The 17,768-nt window shown below is 70.8% G+C and carries 14 protein-coding genes; 3 read left to right on the forward strand and 11 right to left on the reverse strand.

All coding sequences use genetic code 11. The features are described 5' to 3' along the window. Nucleotides 1–97 precede the first annotated feature (97 nt). Nucleotides 98–1,861: a thiamine pyrophosphate-dependent enzyme gene (locus tag ACLBWJ_RS04700; RefSeq protein ID WP_447659802.1), complete on the forward strand. Its 1,764-nt coding sequence runs from the start codon at nt 98–100 to the stop codon at nt 1,859–1,861. Nucleotides 1,862–1,991: 130 nt separating this feature from the next. On the opposite strand, the gene ACLBWJ_RS04705 is transcribed toward ACLBWJ_RS04700, so the two are convergent. From ACLBWJ_RS04705 to ACLBWJ_RS04740, 8 genes are all read right to left on the reverse strand, one after another. After that, nucleotides 1,992–3,119: a baeRF11 domain-containing protein gene (locus ACLBWJ_RS04705; RefSeq protein WP_447659803.1), complete on the reverse strand. Its 1,128-nt coding sequence runs from the start codon at nt 3,117–3,119 to the stop codon at nt 1,992–1,994. A 90-nt stretch (nt 3,120–3,209) separates the two neighbouring features. Continuing rightward, complete coding sequence (locus ACLBWJ_RS04710; RefSeq protein WP_282502250.1) at nt 3,210–3,764, reverse strand: NYN domain-containing protein; 555 nt, start codon at nt 3,762–3,764, stop codon at nt 3,210–3,212. 47 nt (nt 3,765–3,811) lie between these two features. Then, nucleotides 3,812–4,990 carry a PQQ-dependent sugar dehydrogenase gene (locus ACLBWJ_RS04715; RefSeq protein ID WP_447659804.1) on the reverse strand — a complete coding sequence of 393 codons (1,179 nt, stop codon included), beginning with the start codon at nt 4,988–4,990 and terminating at the stop codon, nt 3,812–3,814. A 9-nt stretch (nt 4,991–4,999) separates the two neighbouring features. Beyond that, nucleotides 5,000–6,397: a serine hydrolase gene (locus ACLBWJ_RS04720; protein WP_447659805.1), complete on the reverse strand. Its 1,398-nt coding sequence runs from the start codon at nt 6,395–6,397 to the stop codon at nt 5,000–5,002. Nucleotides 6,398–6,549: 152 nt separating this feature from the next. Then, nucleotides 6,550–7,263 (reverse strand): NUDIX hydrolase, encoded by a 714-nt coding sequence (locus ACLBWJ_RS04725; protein WP_447659806.1) that lies wholly within the window; start codon nt 7,261–7,263, stop codon nt 6,550–6,552. 20 nt (nt 7,264–7,283) lie between these two features. After that, complete coding sequence (locus ACLBWJ_RS04730) at nt 7,284–9,026, reverse strand: ABC1 kinase family protein (RefSeq protein WP_447659807.1); 1,743 nt, start codon at nt 9,024–9,026, stop codon at nt 7,284–7,286. A 5-nt stretch (nt 9,027–9,031) separates the two neighbouring features. Then, the gene (locus ACLBWJ_RS04735; protein ID WP_112613635.1) at nt 9,032–9,616 is read right to left on the reverse strand and encodes a PadR family transcriptional regulator; all 585 of its coding nucleotides are present in this window, start codon (nt 9,614–9,616) and stop codon (nt 9,032–9,034) included. A gap of 89 nt (nt 9,617–9,705) precedes the next feature. Further along, nucleotides 9,706–10,074, reverse strand: coding sequence for a winged helix-turn-helix transcriptional regulator (locus ACLBWJ_RS04740; protein WP_447659808.1), 369 nt, complete (start codon nt 10,072–10,074; stop codon nt 9,706–9,708). Between the two features lie 96 nt (nt 10,075–10,170). Between ACLBWJ_RS04740 and ACLBWJ_RS04745 the strand changes: the two genes are divergently transcribed. Further along, nucleotides 10,171–11,028, forward strand: coding sequence for an SDR family oxidoreductase (locus ACLBWJ_RS04745; RefSeq protein ID WP_447659809.1), 858 nt, complete (start codon nt 10,171–10,173; stop codon nt 11,026–11,028). 58 nt (nt 11,029–11,086) lie between these two features. On the opposite strand, the gene ACLBWJ_RS04750 is transcribed toward ACLBWJ_RS04745, so the two are convergent. Together ACLBWJ_RS04750 and ykgO are read right to left on the reverse strand one after the other, a co-directional pair. Further along, complete coding sequence (locus ACLBWJ_RS04750; RefSeq protein ID WP_323987388.1) at nt 11,087–11,866, reverse strand: isocitrate lyase/PEP mutase family protein; 780 nt, start codon at nt 11,864–11,866, stop codon at nt 11,087–11,089. Nucleotides 11,867–11,944: 78 nt separating this feature from the next. Continuing rightward, nucleotides 11,945–12,067: a type B 50S ribosomal protein L36 gene (ykgO, locus tag ACLBWJ_RS04755; RefSeq protein WP_023951906.1), complete on the reverse strand. Its 123-nt coding sequence runs from the start codon at nt 12,065–12,067 to the stop codon at nt 11,945–11,947. A gap of 82 nt (nt 12,068–12,149) precedes the next feature. Between ykgO and ACLBWJ_RS04760 the strand changes: the two genes are divergently transcribed. Further along, nucleotides 12,150–13,079, forward strand: a complete 930-nt coding sequence (locus tag ACLBWJ_RS04760) for a GTP-binding protein (RefSeq protein WP_282502240.1) — start codon at nt 12,150–12,152, stop codon at nt 13,077–13,079. A gap of 15 nt (nt 13,080–13,094) precedes the next feature. Here the strand turns inward: ACLBWJ_RS04760 and ACLBWJ_RS04765 are convergent, their stop codons facing one another. Continuing rightward, on the reverse strand, nt 13,095–17,648 hold the full coding sequence (locus ACLBWJ_RS04765) for a lamin tail domain-containing protein (protein ID WP_404568197.1): 4,554 nt from the start codon (nt 17,646–17,648) through the stop codon (nt 13,095–13,097). Nucleotides 17,649–17,768: the final 120 nt, after the last annotated feature.

Consider the following 17,768-nt stretch of genomic DNA (forward strand, 5'->3'; position numbering starts at 1 on the left):
CCTGCCGCTCAGGCGAGCCATTCGCAACCCCTGGCACGCGCACAGGCGGCGGGAGAAGACTGAGGGTGTCCCGACAGCCTCAGTAGAAGGAGCCCCCGTGCCGCAGAACATCGCCGAACAGATCGTCGCTCAGCTGATGGATGCGGGGGTGAAGCGGATCTACGGCATCGTCGGCGACTCGCTCAACCCGATCGTCGACGCGGTGCGACGAACCGGAGGCGCGGCGGAGGGCGGGATCGACTGGATCCACGTCCGCCACGAGGAGGCCGCCGCGTTCGCCGCCGCCGCTGACGCCGAGCTCACCGGCGAGCTGGCGGTGTGCGCGGGCAGCTGCGGTCCCGGCAACCTGCACCTGATCAACGGACTGTTCGACGCGCAGCGATCGGGTGTGCCGGTGCTCGCGATCGCCAGCCACATCCCGAGCCTGCAGATCGGGTCGGGGTACTTCCAGGAGACGCATCCCGAGCGCCTCTTCACCGAGTGCAGCGACTACTGCGAGATGATCCTGACGCCCGAGCAGTCGCCGCGCGTCGTGAACTCCGCGATCCGTCACGCCACCGCGGGGTCGTCCGTCTCGGTGATCGTGCTGCCCGGTGACCTCGCCGAGTTGCACTCGACCGGCGAGTTCCCGCCATTCGTCGCCGCTCGCCCCGGTCGCATCGCGCCGGACGAGCGTAGCGTCGCCGACCTCGCGGCCGCCATCGACAAGGCCGAGAAGATCGCGATCTTCGCGGGCGAGGGCGTACGCGACGCCCGCGAGGAGGTCATCGCGTTCGCCGAGCACCTGCAGGCACCGATGGGGCACTCGCTGCGCGGCAAGCAGTGGATCCAGTACGACAACCGGTTCGACGTGGGCATGTCGGGTCTGCTCGGCTACGGCGCCATCGACCACGCGATGCACGAGGTCGATCTCCTCCTCATGGTGGGCACCGACTTCCCCTACGACCAGTTCCTCCCCGACGGCGCGAAGACCGTCATCGCGCAGATCGACGTCGATGCCCAGCGGCTCGGACGTCGAGCGGGCGTGACGCATCCCATCCACGGCGATGTCGGCCTCACCCTCGCGGCCCTGCGCGCACGGACCGCTGCGAAGACCGACGACACGTTCCTCGAACACACGCTCAAGCGGTATCGGAAGGCGATGAAGGACTCGGTGGCGGCGTACACCGACTCGGATGCGCAGCCGATCCATCCCGAGCGCGCCATGTCGGTCATCGACCGGGTCGCGGCATCCGACGCCGTCTTCACCGCCGACACCGGCATGGGCAACGTCTGGCAGGCCCGCTATGTCACTCCCGGGCCCGAGCGCCGTCTGCTGGCGTCGTGGCGGCACGGGTCGATGGCCAACGCCCTCCCCCATGCCTTCGGAGCGCAGATGGCGTATCCCGACCGGCAGGTCATCGCGATCGCGGGCGACGGCGGACTCTCCATGCTCCTCGGTGAGCTCATCACCGTCGCCGCCTACGACCTGCCGCTGAACGTCTTCGTCTTCAACAACTCGACGCTCGGGATGGTCAAGGCCGAGATGCTCGTCGCCGGCTTCCCCGACTTCGGCGTCGACGTGCCGATGGTGGACTTCGCCGCCGTCGGGCGCGCGCTCGGGTTCCACGCGCAGCGCGTGACCGACCCGGCAGACCTCGAGGTCGCCGCCTCCGCCGCCCTCGCGCACCGCGGTCCGTCCATCGTCGACATCGTCACCGACCCCGATGCCCTCTCGATGCCGGCGTCGATCACCGCCGAGCAGGTCGCGGGCTTCGGGATGTCGATGGCGAAGATGGTGCTCGGCGCGAAGGACTCCGGGGGCATCGGCGCGGTGCTCGAGACGGCGAAGTCGAACATCAAGCACATCCGCAGCCTCTGATCCCCGCCGGCCCGCGCCCGCCCCGCCCCGCCCGTGTCCGCCGATACATTCGTCGGAGGCGCGGGGCCGGTGCAGTCTCGCCGCTTCCGCGAGACGACACCAGCCCCGCCGGTCCGACGGGTGTATCGCCTCAGGCGAGGTCGGCGGGCAGCGGGAAGCGCAGCACAGCGGCCACGGGCGCGCCGTCGGGCAGATCGGTGCTGCGGACGGCCCGCACCCGACCGCCCGAGCCCAGGACGCGCGCGGCGATCTCGTCGAGGATCGCGTAGGTGCTCGGCCCGGCGTCGGGCGCGCGGGTGATGTGCCCGGCCTCGTCGATGACGCCCTCATGCTCGAAGGCCAGGTCGAACAGCAGCTCGTCGACGGCGGCGGTGCTCGCGGCGACGGCGGCCTCGCGGACGGATGAGGTCGCGAGCCCCTGCGCCCGGAGCGAGCCGAATCGCTCACGCCACTGCGCGAGCTCATCCTGCTCGTGGGCGTCGAGGATGTCGCGCGCCGCCTGTTCGAGATCGGCGCTCGAGAGCGAGTCCGGGTGCGCGTCGATGCCGCGCTCCAGCAGCAGGCGGTGGGTGTTGACCGCGCGGTAGGCCGGCTCGAGGTCCTGGGATGCGGCGAGGATCAGCGGAACGTCGGTGGGAACGACGCGCACGACGGCGTCCTGGATGATTCGGCTGAACTTCTCGCGCTCGATGCGGTCGCCCGTCGTCCCCTGCGGCCTCGGCATGTCGCGCTGGCCGTCGGTCGTGGTGTGCTCGAGCGCGGCCCACAGGTCGTCGGGAAGCTCGAGTCGACGCTCGGTGAGCCCCAGATCGGGCCCGAGTTCGCTGAGGCGGCCGCCCTCGCGCGACACCTGGATGACGAATGCTCGACGCGGGAACGACACGGCGCGCAGCAGCTGACCGGCGTCGAAGCGGTCGCCGACCGATGCGCGCGCCTCGAGGCGGCTCGGCAGACGGAACGCCTCGACGCGGCCCGGGGATGCGAGCACCACCGTCGAACGCGACTGGCTCTGCCAGAACTCTTCGTCGTCGAGCAGCGCGCGCAGCGATGCGAGCACCGCGTCACGATCGGCGTCGTCGACCTCGGCCTCGGCCAGTTGTCGGGCCGCCTCGTCGATGCCCTCGCGCAGCTGGAGCTGCGCGTGATGCCGATCCGTGGGGATCGGCGACGACGGGGCCACGATCGTCACGCTCGCGGGGTGGCGGGCGCCGATGAGGTCGAGCAGGGATGCGGTCTCAGGAAGATCGGATGCCAACATCGTCTCAGGGTAGGCAGACGACCGCGCGCGGCGTCGAGGGGTTGCATCCAGCCGTGGATGCCGTTAGGTCGTGAACCCGGCGAGACCCGATCAGGCGAGGAACTCCCACGGGTCGAAGGTCTCGATCGGGATGACGCGCACGCGCGGCAGCGGGGCATCGAACGCGTGCACGTCGTACTCGAGGTCGAAGAACTCGACGCCGGGGATCGCCGTCAGCTCGCTGCTGCGGAACTCGGAGAACGCGAGCACGCCCACGCGTCGGTCGGGCCCGGTCAGGGCGGCCACCTCGGCGACGAAGTCACGGTCGTGACTGACGAGCACGACGTCATCGGTCCGCTCCTTCAGCGCCGCGAGCGTGCGCTGGATGGCGATGTCCACGACCTTCTCGTCAGCGTCGCCCGACAGGGGAACCGGCTTGTAGCCGAGCGCCAGCAGAGCCTGCACGAACGACATCGGGAGGTGATTGCTGGCGTTGAGGAAGAACAGGCCGCGCGCCGGCTGCTTCCACTGCTCGTCGACGAACTGCAGCAGCCGGTCCCAGCGGGGGCGCTCGTCCGGCAGCGGGCGACGGCCGAGGATCGACTGACCGAGCGTCGCGTCGATGTTCTCGCCGTCCACGAGCAGCCACGTCACGCGTTCGGTCATGAGGTCCCCTGTCTGCGGATGTCCTCTGAGAACGCTATCAAGCCGGTTCAGCCCTCGGGCGCGAGCGTGACCCGCGCCAGCCGGTCATCACCGGCCGCCGCGTTCCCGCGGCCGTCGGTGTTGTTCGTGAGCAGCCAGAGTTCGTCGCCCGCGACGACGGCATCCCGGACGCGGCCGAGCTCACCCGGCCAGAGCGCGACCGGCTCGCCGACGAGAGCGCCCGCTTCGACGTCGATCTCCCAGACGCGTTCGCCGCGCAGGCCCGCGACGAAGAGCGTGTTGCCGCGCGCCGCGACGCCGCTCGGGCTCGCCTCCGCGGGCGTCCAGGTGATCAGGGGCGCGATGAAGCGCTCGTCATCCGATTCGCCCTCCACGACGGGCCAACCGTAGTTGCCGCCCGCCTCGATGCGGTTGAGCTCGTCGAAACGGTCCTGTCCGAACTCGCTCGCCCACAGGATGCCGTCCTGGGTCCACGCGAGACCCTGCACGTTGCGGTGTCCGAGGGAGTACACCTCCGACCCGAGAGGGTTGCCCGGGGCGGGCTCTCCCTCCGGCGTCAGCCGCAGGATCTTCCCCGCCAGCGAAGCGGGGTCCTGCGCGGCGTCGGACTCTCCCGCATCTCCCGTGGCGACGTAGAGCATGCCGTCCGGCCCGAAGGCGATGCGCCCGCCGTTGTGAACGCGGTCGCGCGGAATGCCGTCGATGACGACCTCCGCACCGCCGAGCCGGCGGTCGCCGGCCTCACCCTCCAGCTGCATCCGCACGACGCGATTGTCGTCAGCCGTCGTCACGTAGGCGTAGAGCAGCGCATCGTCCTCGCCCTCGCGGACCGCGATGCCGAGAAGACCCCCCTCGCCGACCGCGGCGGTGAGGTCGATCTCGCCGACGACGCGCGCGAGCCCGTCCGCGTCCACCTCGAGGACAGCACCGTCGTCGCGCTGGCTCACCAGCTGCGTCCCGTCGTCGAGGACGACGACCGACCACGGCACCTCGAACTGGGTGACGACGTCGATCGGACTGCCGGTCGGGCGCCACCAGCCGGGAGAGGCATCGACCGGCGCGGTCGACGTCTCGTCGGGAGTGGGCGTCGCCTCGTGGTCCGGAGGCCGCCGGTCGGCCACGCCGGTGCATGCGGAGAGCAGCAGTGTCGAGGCGAGCAGGGCGCCGACCACGGCCGCCGGCCGAGACCGGCGAGCAGGGATGCCGGTTCCCGTCGAGCGCGTCATCGTTACAGGCTACGGGCCGGTGAGGATCGCGGCTGCGTCCTGCGCCCATCCGAGCGCCACGGCAGGGCTCGCGAGCGTGGTGGCGTCGTCGGCGCGCGCGAGCACCGTGATGACGACCGGCGCGGCGCCCTCGCGTTCGAGGTACCACGATCCGGCGAGCACCCCGACCGAGCTGCCGCCCTTGAACGCGACGAACGTCCACTCGTCCCCGAACGCGAGACCGGGATTGGCCGACAGGATGTCGCGGACCGGCGCTCCCGCCTCGGTTCGCGCCCGCTCCTGCAGCGCCTCGTGCGCCGCGGCCAGATCGTCGGGGGTCGCGAACCAGTCGGCGCCGTCGCGCCATCCCGGAGTCGCCGCGGATGCGGCGGAGAGGTCGGGCACACCCGCGGGGAGCCGCTCGATGACGGAGCGACGCGCCTCGGGATCGTCACCCGCTCCACCCCACAGTGCGCGGAGGTCGGGGTCGCCGAACAGGAGCCAGAAGAGCTCGCGCGTGGTGAGGAACGGCATGTTCGCGCCCGGGTCTGCATGCCCCATCGAGACCATCGCCGATTCGACGGCATCGCGCCCGACGGCACGGATGAGCATGTCGGTCGCGGTGTTGTCGCTGATCGCGATCATCTTCTCCGCGGCCTCGCGCACGGTCACCTTCGTGCCGTCGGGACGGTCCTGCAGCTCGCCGCTGGGGAGGCTCCGCACTTCGGCGTCGACGACCAGCTCGTCATCCCAGGCGAGCCGGCCGGCCGCGACGGCGTCGACGACGGCTCCGAGCACCCACAGCTTGAAGACGGATCCGATGGGTCCGGCCGCCTGATCGCCGCCCTCGTAGAGCACCTCGCCGTCGACCTCGCGGACCTGAACGCCGACCGTGAAGGCGGCCTCGTCGATCTGTTGCGTGAGCTCATCCCACGAGGCCGCGGGAGTCCGCTCGGGCTGCGGCGGGGCGAAGAGGAGCATCGCGATGCGGGCGTCGGGGGTCACCGAGATCGACATGTCGTACGTCACCTGCTCGGACTCGATGGTCACGCGGGCCTGGGTCTCGACGCCGTCGTACGCCACGGCCGTCCACGGGGCCGCGGCCTGCATCTGCGTGAACACCTTCTGCAGTTCGGCGGGCGCCAGCTGCTCGAGCGCTGCGTCATCGAAGTGCGTCTCGATGTCGTCGGCGTCTGTGGTCTCATCGCCGTTGATCTCGTCCATCACCCAGCGGACCTGCTCGCCGACCGGCGTGGCGGGAATCTCCACCGAAGCGGCAGACGAGGCCGATGCGTCGTCGGGTGCGGGGTCGGCCGCGCAGCCCACGAGGACTGCGGCGGTCGCAGCCGCGACGGCCACGGCAGCCGAGCGCCGTCTGGGGGCACGGGCGGACGAACGGGTCGAAGGGGTATCGATGGGGGAACTCACGCATCCAGCTTGGCGTGGCGCACCTTCGGCCACCTCCCCCCACAGGAGGAGATCGCACCGGCGTTCACGCTCGCCGCGGCATTCGCCGGCTTCGGGGATCCGACGGTGCTGTTCATCGCCAGCCTGTTCCTCGACGCTCGCCACCGGCGCCATCACTGCGGCGGGAGCGGCAGCTCTCGGTCGAGATCCCAGTCCTCGGTCCACCCGAGTTCGGTGAACAGGCCGTCCAGCAGCATCGCCGTGAAACCCCAGACGAGGAACTCTCCGGCATCCTGACGCACGACGAAGCCCGGCCCCCGCCATTCGGCGCCGTCGCGGCGCAGCACCGTGACACCGCGGTTCGCCGGCGCGAGCAGGTCGGCCACCGGCGCTCGGAACACCGCCGCCGACTCCGCGACGTCGACGACGCGAACGGGTGACGGGCGGCGCCACCAGGCGAGCACGGGCGTGACGAGGTGGCGGGAGTACTCCAGTGGCAGCGGCGGAAGCAGGCCGAGCACTTCCACCCCGGCGGTGTCGAGGCCCGTCTCCTCCCGCGCCTCGCGCAGCGCCGCGGCGACGACGTCCTCGTCACCGGGATCCACCCGTCCGCCCGGCAGCGCCACCTGTCCCGGATGCGACCGGAGCGTGGCCGCGCGGGCGAGCAGCAGGACATCGAGATCACGCGAGAGAGCGGCTTCGGGCGCGCGATCGCTCGGACGGTCGTCGAGGATGCCGAAGAGCACGAGCACGGCGGCGGCACGGGTGCCCGGCGCGGCCTCGGACCCATGGAGCAGCCCGCCCCCGGCGAACCCGGGCCGTGCGGCACGCGCCGCGAGCGCGGCGAGCTGTTCGCGCGCACCGGTTGCAGGCGTCTCGAGGGGCATGACCTCAGGCTACCGAGCCGTCAGTCGCGGCGACCGAAGACGCCCGCCAACAGGACGTGCAGCAACGGCAGCGCCGACAGCCCCATGAGTACCGTTCCGAGGGTCTCGTCGTCGGGGCGCAGGAGCACTCCCCCGACCAGCAGTCCCGCGAAGAGGATCCCCGAGACCGCGCGTCGTCCCAGTCGTTCCAGGCGCGACATGCGCCGTTCGAGCCTGCCGCTGTCGAACCCGAGGTTCCCGTCCTCGAGATGCGTGATGAGCCCGTCGAGCCGCTGCGGCAGGCGCATCGTGACGTCGGCGAGGCCCATGGCACGCCGCGCCATGTCGCGCATGAGATCTCCGCGTTCCTCGCGGAGCAGCCGAGCCGCGTACGGCTCCACCGCGTCCCAGAGGTTGAAAGCGGGGTCGATCGAGGTGCACACACCCGACGTGAGCGAGGCGGCCCGGATGACGAGCAGGAAGTTCTCCGGCAGCTGGAAGGGCAACGTGCGGGCGAGCTCGCCGAACTCCCCCGCGAAGTCGCGGAACTCGCGCGGATCGACCTCCTTCAGCTCCGCGAAGCCCATGCCGCCGAAGCGTGCGAACAGCTGCGTCATGGCGCGCTCGAGCTCGCGGACGTCGGCCGAGGGCAGCAGCGCGCCCACCTGCGACATCCCGGCAATGAGCCCGCGGCCGTCGCGAGCCGCGGCCGCGACGAGCACCGTGCGCAGCGCCTCCCGCGTCGAGGGCGATATCTCGCCCATCATCCCGAAGTCGATGAACGTCAGCAGCCAGTCGGGCCGGTCGTCGCGGCGCTGGTCGGACGGCACCGGCGTGACGAAGACGTTCCCCGGGTGCGGGTCGGCGTGGAAGAACCCGAACCCGAAGAACTGGTCGAACATCACGGAGGCGAACACGCTCGCCACCTCGTGAGGATCGATGCCCGCGGCCCGGAGACCGTCGACGTCGGTGACCTTGATCGCGGTGACGTCGGCGAGCGTCAGGACCCGCGACGTCGAGCGCTCCCAGGCGATCTCGGGAACGGCGACCCGGGGGTTGTCGGCGAACTTCTCCCGAAAGCGTTCGGCATTGGCCGCCTCGTGCCGGTAGTCGATCTCCGCGAGGCTCGTGACGGCGAACTCCTCGACGAGCGCGGGCATGTCCGCGCGGCGCGAGACGAGGCGGATGCGGCGGAGCCATCGGGCGATACGTCGCAGCGCAGCCAGGTCGACGTCGACGATCGTCTGGATGCCGGGGCGCTGCACCTTCACGATGACATCGGTGAACCCCGCGTCGGCGGCCTGCTCCGGCGTCAGCCGGGCGCGATGCGCCTGACCGAGGGATGCCGCGGCCACCGGCTGTTCGTCGAACGACGCGTAGGCGTCGCGCAGCGGCATCCCCAGCTCCGCCTCCGCGGCCGCGCGGATCCGGTCGAAGGGCACCGGCGGCACCTCGTCCTGCAGGCCGGCGAGCTCGGTCGTGATCTCGGGAGGCAGGACGTCGAGCCGGGACGACATGAACTGCCCGACCTTGATCATGAGCCCGCCGAGCTCGACCGCGAGCGCATGGAAACGACGGGCCAGTCGGCGCAGTCGCGCGGTCCGACCCCGTTCGGCGAGGCGCTCGAGGCCGAAGCGGGGCAGGACGATCTCGAACCACCACGTCTGCACGAGTGCGCGCGCGGCGAACCGCAGGATGCGGCGGTAGCGCGAACGCGCGCGCGCATCACCCGGCACCGAGGGGATGCCGGGTGATGCGACGCGATGCGAGTCGGCCGAGGCCACCCGCGTCAGGCCTGCGCGAGCAGGGCGTACAGCTTGCGACGCGCGTCGTCGAGGATCTCGACGGCCTGCTGGACCTGCTCGGGCGATCCGCTGCGGCCGACCTGGGCGGCGGCCTGCGCGAGCTCGACGCCTGCCTTGGGCAGTGCCGTCACGCGGCTGTGGTCGCGGCTCGTGCCCTCCCACGGCGCCGACTTCTCGCCCGCCTCGCCCGCCGCTGCGCGGCCGGCCTCGGTGAGGGAGTAAGTCTTGCGTCCGTTGGACTCCTGGGCGCTGACGAGGCCCTCGTCGGCGAGCAGCTGGAGGGTCGGGTACACCGAGCCGGCGCTGGGCTTCCAGGACCCGCCGCTGCGCTCCTCGATCTCGTGGATGATCTGGTAGCCGTGCATGGGCTGCTCGGCGAGGAGGGCGAGCACGGCGGCGCGGACGTCGCCGCGTCCGACCCGGGTGTTCACCTTCTGCTCGAAGGTCGACTTCAGCTGGTCGAACGCTTCGAACACGTTGTTTCCGAGATCGGAGACGTTGAATCCGCCGCGACCTCCGAAGATGTTGTCACGGCCGCCGAAACCGCCGGTGGGGAATGTTCCGCTCATGCTGACCTCCCGGTCGTCGATACGTTAGCGATACCTGACGATATATCGTTACCGCCACCGACGACAGGGTTCGCATGGAATACCCAGCCTCACTCGCCGCGGTCGACGATCTCGTCCGCGTGCGCCGCGATCCACTCCATGAGAGGCATCATCCACTCCATCAGCTCGTCGCCACGTTCGGTCAGCGAGTACTCGACGCGCGGCGGGACCTCGGGGTACGCGGTGCGGTTGACGATGCCGTCGGATTCGAGCGTTCGCAGCGTCGAGGCGAGCATCTTCTCGCTGATGCCCGTGACCGAGCGACGCAGCTCACCCCATCGGGCGGTGCCGTCGGTCAGAGCCATCAGGACGAGCACACCCCATTTGCTCATGACGTGGTCGAGTACGACTCGCGTCGGGCAGTTCTCCGTGAACACCTGATCGGATGTCGCCCGGATCTGCGCGAAACTCACTGCCATGTAGGTAGCTTACCGAAAAGTGGGTACCCGTCGTCTGGAATGTTTGCCCGCCCCGGAACGGTTGACCCGAGCATCACCCGATCGAAAGGATCACCGATGACCATCCTCATCACCGGAGCGAGCGGACAGCTCGGCCGCCTCGTCGTCGACGCCCTGCTCGCCCGCGGCGCCGCCCCTGACACCGTCATCGCGGGAGCGCGCGACGTCGCGAAGATCGCCGATCTGGCGGACCGCGGGGTGCGCACCGCCCGCGTCGACTACGACGACCCGGCCTCGCTGCGCGAAGCGCTCGCGAACGTCGACAGCGTCCTGCTGATCTCGGCGTCCGAGCCGGGCAGGCGCTTCGCGGGCCACAAGAACGTCATCGACGCTGCCGCCGCGGCAGGCGTCTCTAAGCTCGTCTACACCAGCGCCCCGAAGGCGACGACCTTCGAGTGGGCCCTCGGCGCCGAGCACAAGGCGACCGAGGAGGCCATCGCGGCCAGCGGCGTTCCTGCCGTCGTGGTGCGCAACAACTGGTACATCGAGAACTACGTGCCCGACGTCCAGCGCGCCGCCGAGAGCGGTGTCATCGCGGCATCCGTCGGCGACGGCCGGATCGCGCCGGCCTCGCGCGCAGACTTCGCCGAGGGCGCGGCCGTCGTTCTCCTCGAGGATGGCCACCTCGGCGAAACGTACGAGTTCGCCGGAGACACCCGTATCGGGTACGACGCGATCGCCGCCGCGGCCTCCGAGGTGCTCGGTCGCGACGTGACGTACGCCCGCGTCTCGACGGACGACCATGTCGCCGCCCTCGAGAGCGCCGGACTCGACGCCGGCACCGCGCAGTTCGTCGCCGGGATCGACACCGGCATCCGCGACGGCGTTCTCGACGTGGACGACCACACCCTCTCGCGCCTCATCGGGCGACCGACGACGTCGTTCGCCGACGGGCTTCGCGCCGCGCTGGCCTGAGCCGCGGCATACCGGCGCGCACCCACCTCGGGGGCGGTGCGCGCCGGCTCTGCGGGCCTCAGTTCAAGGGACGCGTGGACGGCGGGATGACCCCGTTGGCGTACAGCTGCTGGGCGACATCCTGCAGCGCCGTCAGAGCGACCCGCTGTGTCGTCGGGCCGTAGGAGATGCGGGCGACGCCGAGATCCTCGTACTCCGCCGCGGTCAGCGCACCGGGAAGCCCGATGACGCTGAGCTTGCGCTCACCCAGACCCTCCACGAGGCGCCGGGTGATGTCGGCGTCGAGGATGCCCGGGACGAACACCAGGTCGGCGCCGGCGTCGAGATACGCGCGACCGCGCTCGATCGCGTCGGCGATCGACTCCTCGGTCGACCGGTCGCCCGCGCGCACGAAGGCGTCGGTGCGGGCATTGAGGGCGAACCGGACGCCCTCGGCCTCCCCCGCCCGGACGATGGCCTCGACCGCGCGGACCGAGTCCGCCAGCGGCTGCAGGCGGTCTTCGACGTTCGCACCCACGATGCCCACGCCGATGGCCCGGCGCGTCGTCTCACCGGGGTCGCCGAAGCCCGCGTCGAGGTCGGCCGACACCGGGACGTCGCCCGCCACCGCGACGATGCGGCCCACCATGTCGAGCACGATCTCGAGCGGGATGTCGGTGCCGTCCTCGTATCCGAAGGATGCCGCGATCGAGTGACCGGCCGTAGCGATCGCACGGGTCTCCGGCAGAGCCAGGATGGCCTCGGCCGACACGACGTCCCACACGTTCACCACCCGCAGGATCTCGGGGGCGGCATGGAGGGCGGACAGGGTCTGGGCTCGCTCAGCGGGAGTGCTCATGTCGCTCACGCTAATCGTGCGGGGCAGCCGGAGGGCATATGTTGCGCGGATCGACGGCACGTGTCATCGGGCCGCGCCTCAGCCCTGGCGCCCCTTGAAGCGCGGGTTGAGCTTGTTGATGACGTACACGCGGCCACGGCGGCGCACGACCTGCGCGCCGGGCTGGTTCTTCAGCGACTTGATGGATGCGCGAACCTTCACGATGACCTCCTATTGAGAACTGTTATCAACAACAAGGTACGGTGGAGGATCGATCGCCACAACTCGAGCCGGAGAGAACACCGTGACCACTCACCTCGCCGTCACCGGCGTCTGCAGCGCCGAACGCCGTCGTTACGCCCGTCTGTGCGTCATCGCCGGGCGCCACCGCTCCCTCCGCGTCGTCGATCTCGCCAGCGACGCCGACCCCGCTCACGTCCACGCCACCGTGCACGGCATGCCGTCGCTCTGCGTGCTCGATGCCCGCCACGCGATCGACGACCTGCGCGACGAGGCGCCGCTGCGTCGGGCCGTTCCGCACGGAGACGGGCGAGCCGACGTCGGCGCACGCGCGCGGTTGGCGGCGCAGCTGATCGAGGCGGCGAGCGCCGTCGTGATCGTCAACTGGGAACGGATGCCGACGGCCGACCTCTCGATCCTCATGGCGCTCGCGTCGCACCTGGCGCCGACCGCCCGCATCCGGCTCAGCCGCGGCGTCGTCGACGACCTCTCCGCGCTCGGTTTCGGCACCACCCTCCCCCTGCGGGACGCGGGCGACCGCGCCGGATGGACGCGTGCCCTCAACGGCGAGCACGATCCGTTCCTCACCGATCGGCGCGTCGCCACGATGCGCTACGAGCAGTTGCGCCCGTTCCACCCCGGCAGGCTCGTGCTGGCTCTCGATCTGCTCGATTCCGGCTCGTGCGGACTGGTCGTGCGATCGGTCGGGGTCTGCCGTCTCGCGACGCGAGCCGCCACCCCAGCCCGATGGGAGCAGGCGGGTTCGGCCATGTGGATCGATCCGATCGAGGCGGGTCACGGGCTGGACGACGTCGGCCAGGACATCGCCCTGACGGGCATCGACCTCAACACCGCCGCTGTGCGGCACGTCCTGGATGCCGCCGTGCTCGACGACGCCGAGCTGTCGGCGGGCCCGATGGCCTGGCGACGGCTGCCCGACCCCCTGCCCGAATGGAACGTGGCGGTCGGGTCCGAGGACCCGACCGCCGACTGAGCCGCTGGGTGCGGTTCAGACCCGTCCGCGACGATGCGCGCGCCGGCGGATCGCCGTGAGAAGCGCACCGCCCACCAGGAGCACGAGAGCGATCCCGGTCACAGTGGCGGTCGTCGAGGCTTCCCCGCCGGTCGCAGCGAGATCGCGACGTGAGCCGGTCCCGTCACCCGCGCCCGCCGCCTCGGGGTCGGCCGCGCCGGTGCCGCCGGACGGAGCATTACCCGCGCCACCGCCGGTGTCGCCGCCGCCCGTGCCGCCGCCCGCGCCCGGGTCCGACCCTCCGCCCGAGCCGTCGCCGGGGTTCTCGGGCTCGGCCGCGGCGATGACCGTGAACAGCGACACCCGCGAGTCGTCGACGGCGCCGAACGGATCGCTCGTGCGCACGTACCACCCCCGCTCACCCTCCTCCGCGAGCGGCCATGCGGCCGAGAGGATCGAGCCGCTCGCGACGTCCGAGAACGTCGCGATCTCGGTGTCCCCCAGAACCTCCGCCGAGAAGGCGTCGGTGCCGAGCGTTCGCGTGCCGGGCTCGATGCGCAGCTGGTCGTACGTCAGCGCGAACTCCTGCTGCGAGTAGTCGCCCGCCCCCGCCGGGCCGAGCAAGCTCGGCTCGTCGGAGTTGTACACGTCGAGCGAGGGCGAGTAGGTGCGCACGAGCATCTGCCGGCCCTCGTTGTCGAAGTGCAGGAGACGCAGGAACCCGAGACCGCCCTCCGGGAGACCCTGATAGTCGAACAGCATCGAGTACACCGCGCGGTCCAGGGCGCCGTCACCGTCGTCGTCGAATCCGTCCTCGCGCAGGAACGCGTCGTGGTAGTGACCCGAGAAGACCATGCGGACGTTCGGGTTCGTCGCGACGACCTCGTCCATCACCCGCTGCGGGATCGCCCCGAGCCCGCCCGTGGTGAGGATGAACTCGTGCTGGGCGATGATCGCGACGCGGTCGGGGTACTGCGCGAGCACCTCGTTCATCCAGGCGATCGAGGCGTCACCGGGAAGCCACCCGGTGTAGAGCATCAGGAAGTCGATGCCGCCCGCCGAGATGAGGTCGTAGTGACCGCGGTTGTCCTCGAAGCTGCCGCCGTACCAGGGGTTGCCGGCATAGCGGTCCGCGCCGAAGTACGCACCGTAGTTCGAGTAGTCCTCGAGGTGGTGGCCCACATCGTGGTTGCCGGCCAGCACGCCGTACGGCAGCCCGGCCTCGTCGAGGCGGCGGTACTCGGGGTCGGCCCGCTCCCACTGCTCCATCACGTCGTAGTCGTCGATGATGTCACCGGTGTGGAAGAGGTACTGCAGGTTCAGCTCGTCGCGCCGATCGAGCAGGTACGAGTGGATCGCCTGCTGGTGGCGGTAGGGCTCACCCGGCATGGTGTTCTCGTTGTAGTACTGCGTGTCGGACTCCCAGGCCAGAGTGAAGTCGTAGTCGCTGCGCGGCACATCGGCGACGTTGTGCGGCGTGACCGGAGTCGTCCGGTCGGAGCGGTCCGCGCCCGCGAAGCCCTCCGAGTGCTGGACGAGCATCCGCACCACCCGGCCCGCGCCGTCCGACGCGGCGAAGGCGTAGTCGTCGACCGCGACGACGGCGTCGAGCGAGAACGACTCGTCATCGGCCGCGCTCACGTGGCGATCGACCTCGTCCCAACCCGACCCGTCGGCTCGCTGGACGTAGAGGATGACCGTCGCCCCCGCGTCGGCGTGACCCGACCACGTCGAGCGGACGTCCGAGCCGGCGTCGGCATCGGTGACCGCGACGTCGAACGACTGGTACGGGAACGCCCGGTCGCTCGTGATCTCCTCCGAGACGCCGTCAACGGCGGCGAGGGTGCGCAGCTCGTCGGCCGTCAGCTGCTCGGCCTCGGCGCGGTCGACCGCCCGAGCGTCCTGCACGGTGCCGGACTGCGCGCTGACGTCGCCGTCGGACAGATCGAGCCGGCGCCCCTCGAGGAAGCTCACGTCGAGTACGTCGCCCGTCGGGTCCTCGACCTTCGCCTGCAGGGTCACATCACCCGCTGCGACCTCGGCCCCTTCGGCCGGGGCGAGGACACCGGCGCTCGGCTGCTCCTCATAGGTCGTGAAGGCGGCCGTCCACGTGTCGGTGTTCCCCACGTGGTCGGTCGCGGTGATCTCGACGCGGTGATCCCCGGCCGCGAGGTCGACGGACGACGTCTCGTGAGGCAGCGCGATCTCGACGCCGTCGAGCCGGGCGACGGTGCTCGCGACGCCCGATCCCGCGTCGGCGACCTCGGCGTCGATGACGATGGGCCCCTGATAGGCGGTGCCGTCGACGATCTGCGAGGTGACGACGGGAGCGGTGTTGTCGACCGTCACCGTCCGCGAGAGGGTCGTCTCGCCGTCGGTGGCCGCCACGACGGCGGCACCGTCGGCGCGGGCGGTCGTGTCCCACGAGGCCGAGAGAGCGGCGAACGCGTCGTCGGGCAGCGCGAAGCGCGCCTCGTAGTAGTCGAGCTTGCCGGTGGCCGCCCCCGTGTCGGTGACGCTGTCTCCCATCCGCAGGACCGCCGCGGGATCGTCGTACCCGATGGGCGTGAGCGTCCGCCCGTCGGGCAGGACCAGGCGCAGACCCCGGATCTCGAAGTCGTCGTTGTTCTCGGCGAGGTCGATCTCGGGCGCCTTCTTGGTACCGGCCCACACGCTCACGACGAGCTCGTCACCGCGGACGACGTACTCGACCGGCACCGGGGTCACGATGGTCTCCCACCCCTGCGTGCCGATCTCGAAGATGTTGAGGACGTCGTCGCCGATGCGCACGCCGTTCTTGAAGTAGTAGTTGACGTTCGTCGTGTCGAAGACGAAGCGCGGCTGGTCCTCCAGGGTGGGGGTGGTCTCCACGGCCGCGCCGTCGATCGTCAGCTCGATCGGGCTCGGGTACGCGTCGCCCGCGGCGACGATCTCGGTCGTTCCCGAAACGAACCGGCCGTCCTCGAGGTTGAGTCGGACCGGGTTGGTGTCGACCCCGGCCACCGGAACGCGACGGGTCGACGTCGAGGTGGAGTTCGTGCCGTCGCTCGCGGTGATCGTGTACTCGTACCAGCTCTTGCCGATGAGGTCGGCGGCGTTGACCACGAACGTCACCGAGCCGTCGCCGGCGTCGAGGAGGTTGATGCGCGCCGGAGCGGGGTCGACGTCGTTGGCGAGCTGCAGTGTCACGGTCCGCGCCAGGACGTCGTCGGTCACGGTCGCGGTGATGGCGAAGTCGGTGCCCGGCTGGATCTCGGCGGCGGTGCCGTCGACGATCGTCGGCGCCTGCGTGTCGGGCGCAACGATCATGAGACCGCCGGGAACCTGGTCTGGCTGCACGGCACCCGGCGATGCCGGGGCGAGGTCGACGATCCGCTGCGTCGCGACATCCGCTCCGACGGTGTAACGGATCCCCTGGTCGGCGACGGTGTCATCGGCGCCGTCGAGGTTGTACAGCGCGGTGCTGACGTGACGGCCGCTGTTGGTCTCGATCGCGACGCCCCGAGGCGAGCCGTTCGCCATCCCGGCCGAAGAGATCTCGACGAGGCTCTCCCCCGCGACGAGCCGCGAGCCGAAGTGGTCGTTGAAGTCGGCGGCGGTCAGGGCGTCGTTGGCGCCGTTCTTGATCCACAGCACGAGCGTCTCGCCCGCCGGGATCACGACGTCACCGGGAACGGCCGGCCAGACGCTCGACGAGCCCTCGACGGGGTAGAGGTAATCGATCGTGTAGTCGGAGAAGTCGATCGGATCGCTCGAGGCATTGTAGACCTCGATGAACTCGAAGGCATCGGAGCCCGCGACGTTCGCCGAGTCCGGCAGCAGCTCGGTGATCTGCAGCGGCGCGGTGACGACGCTCGGGTCGGGCTTCGGGTCGAAACCGGGCTGTCCCCCGGGCTCCTCTCCCGCGGGCGGGGTGATGGCCTCGGGCGCCACGACACCCGGGGTGGCCGGGGCCGGCTCGGCGAGGATGTCCGTGCCGCCGTCGACGCGCTCAGCGGGCAGGCGGAAGTGCGCCGATTGCCCGGCTGCCGTCGCGGTGCGCCCGTAGGTCGACCATCCGACGGTCTCGTCGTTCTGGAGGATGCGGATGCCGCGCGGCGCGCTGTTGGCCATGCCGGCCTGCCCCGTCACGCGTACGACGGGGGTGCCGGCGTCGGCGCCCCAGTGAGCGCGGAACTCGTCGATCGAGTGCGCGAAGGAATCCACGCTCCCCGCGGTGTAGCTCAGCCAGAAGACCGCGGTTCCGCCGGCGGGGACCACGACCGGATCGGCCACGGTGAGCGGCACGTCGCGGGCACGGTCGGCACCGTCGACGTACGTGTAGGCGAACGAGAAGCCCGCCGCCGCCAGATCGAGGTCGGTCGCGCCGCGGTTGTGGACCTCGAAGAACTCGTAGTCGTCGACCCCGACGTTGTCGGGGGCGATCTCGGTGACGATCAGCGCGCCGGATGCCGCGTCGGCCGCCGTCGGCACGAGAGCGGTGGGCGATGCGAGCGCGGGCGCCGCGAGCGCGAGCGAGAGGGCTCCGGCGGCGAGCGTCGCCGTCGTCGCGATGGTCAGGAAACGGGCGCGTGGGCGCTCAGCGGGCATGACAAGCCACCTTCGGTGCAAGAGGGATGCTGCCGACCGTAGGGACCGCGCACGATCACGGAGTGAACGATCCCTCCCCGCGAGATGTCCGCCCGGTGACGCGCCACGTCATCTCGATGT

The organism is Microbacterium sp. M4A5_1d, from assembly GCF_053345465.1.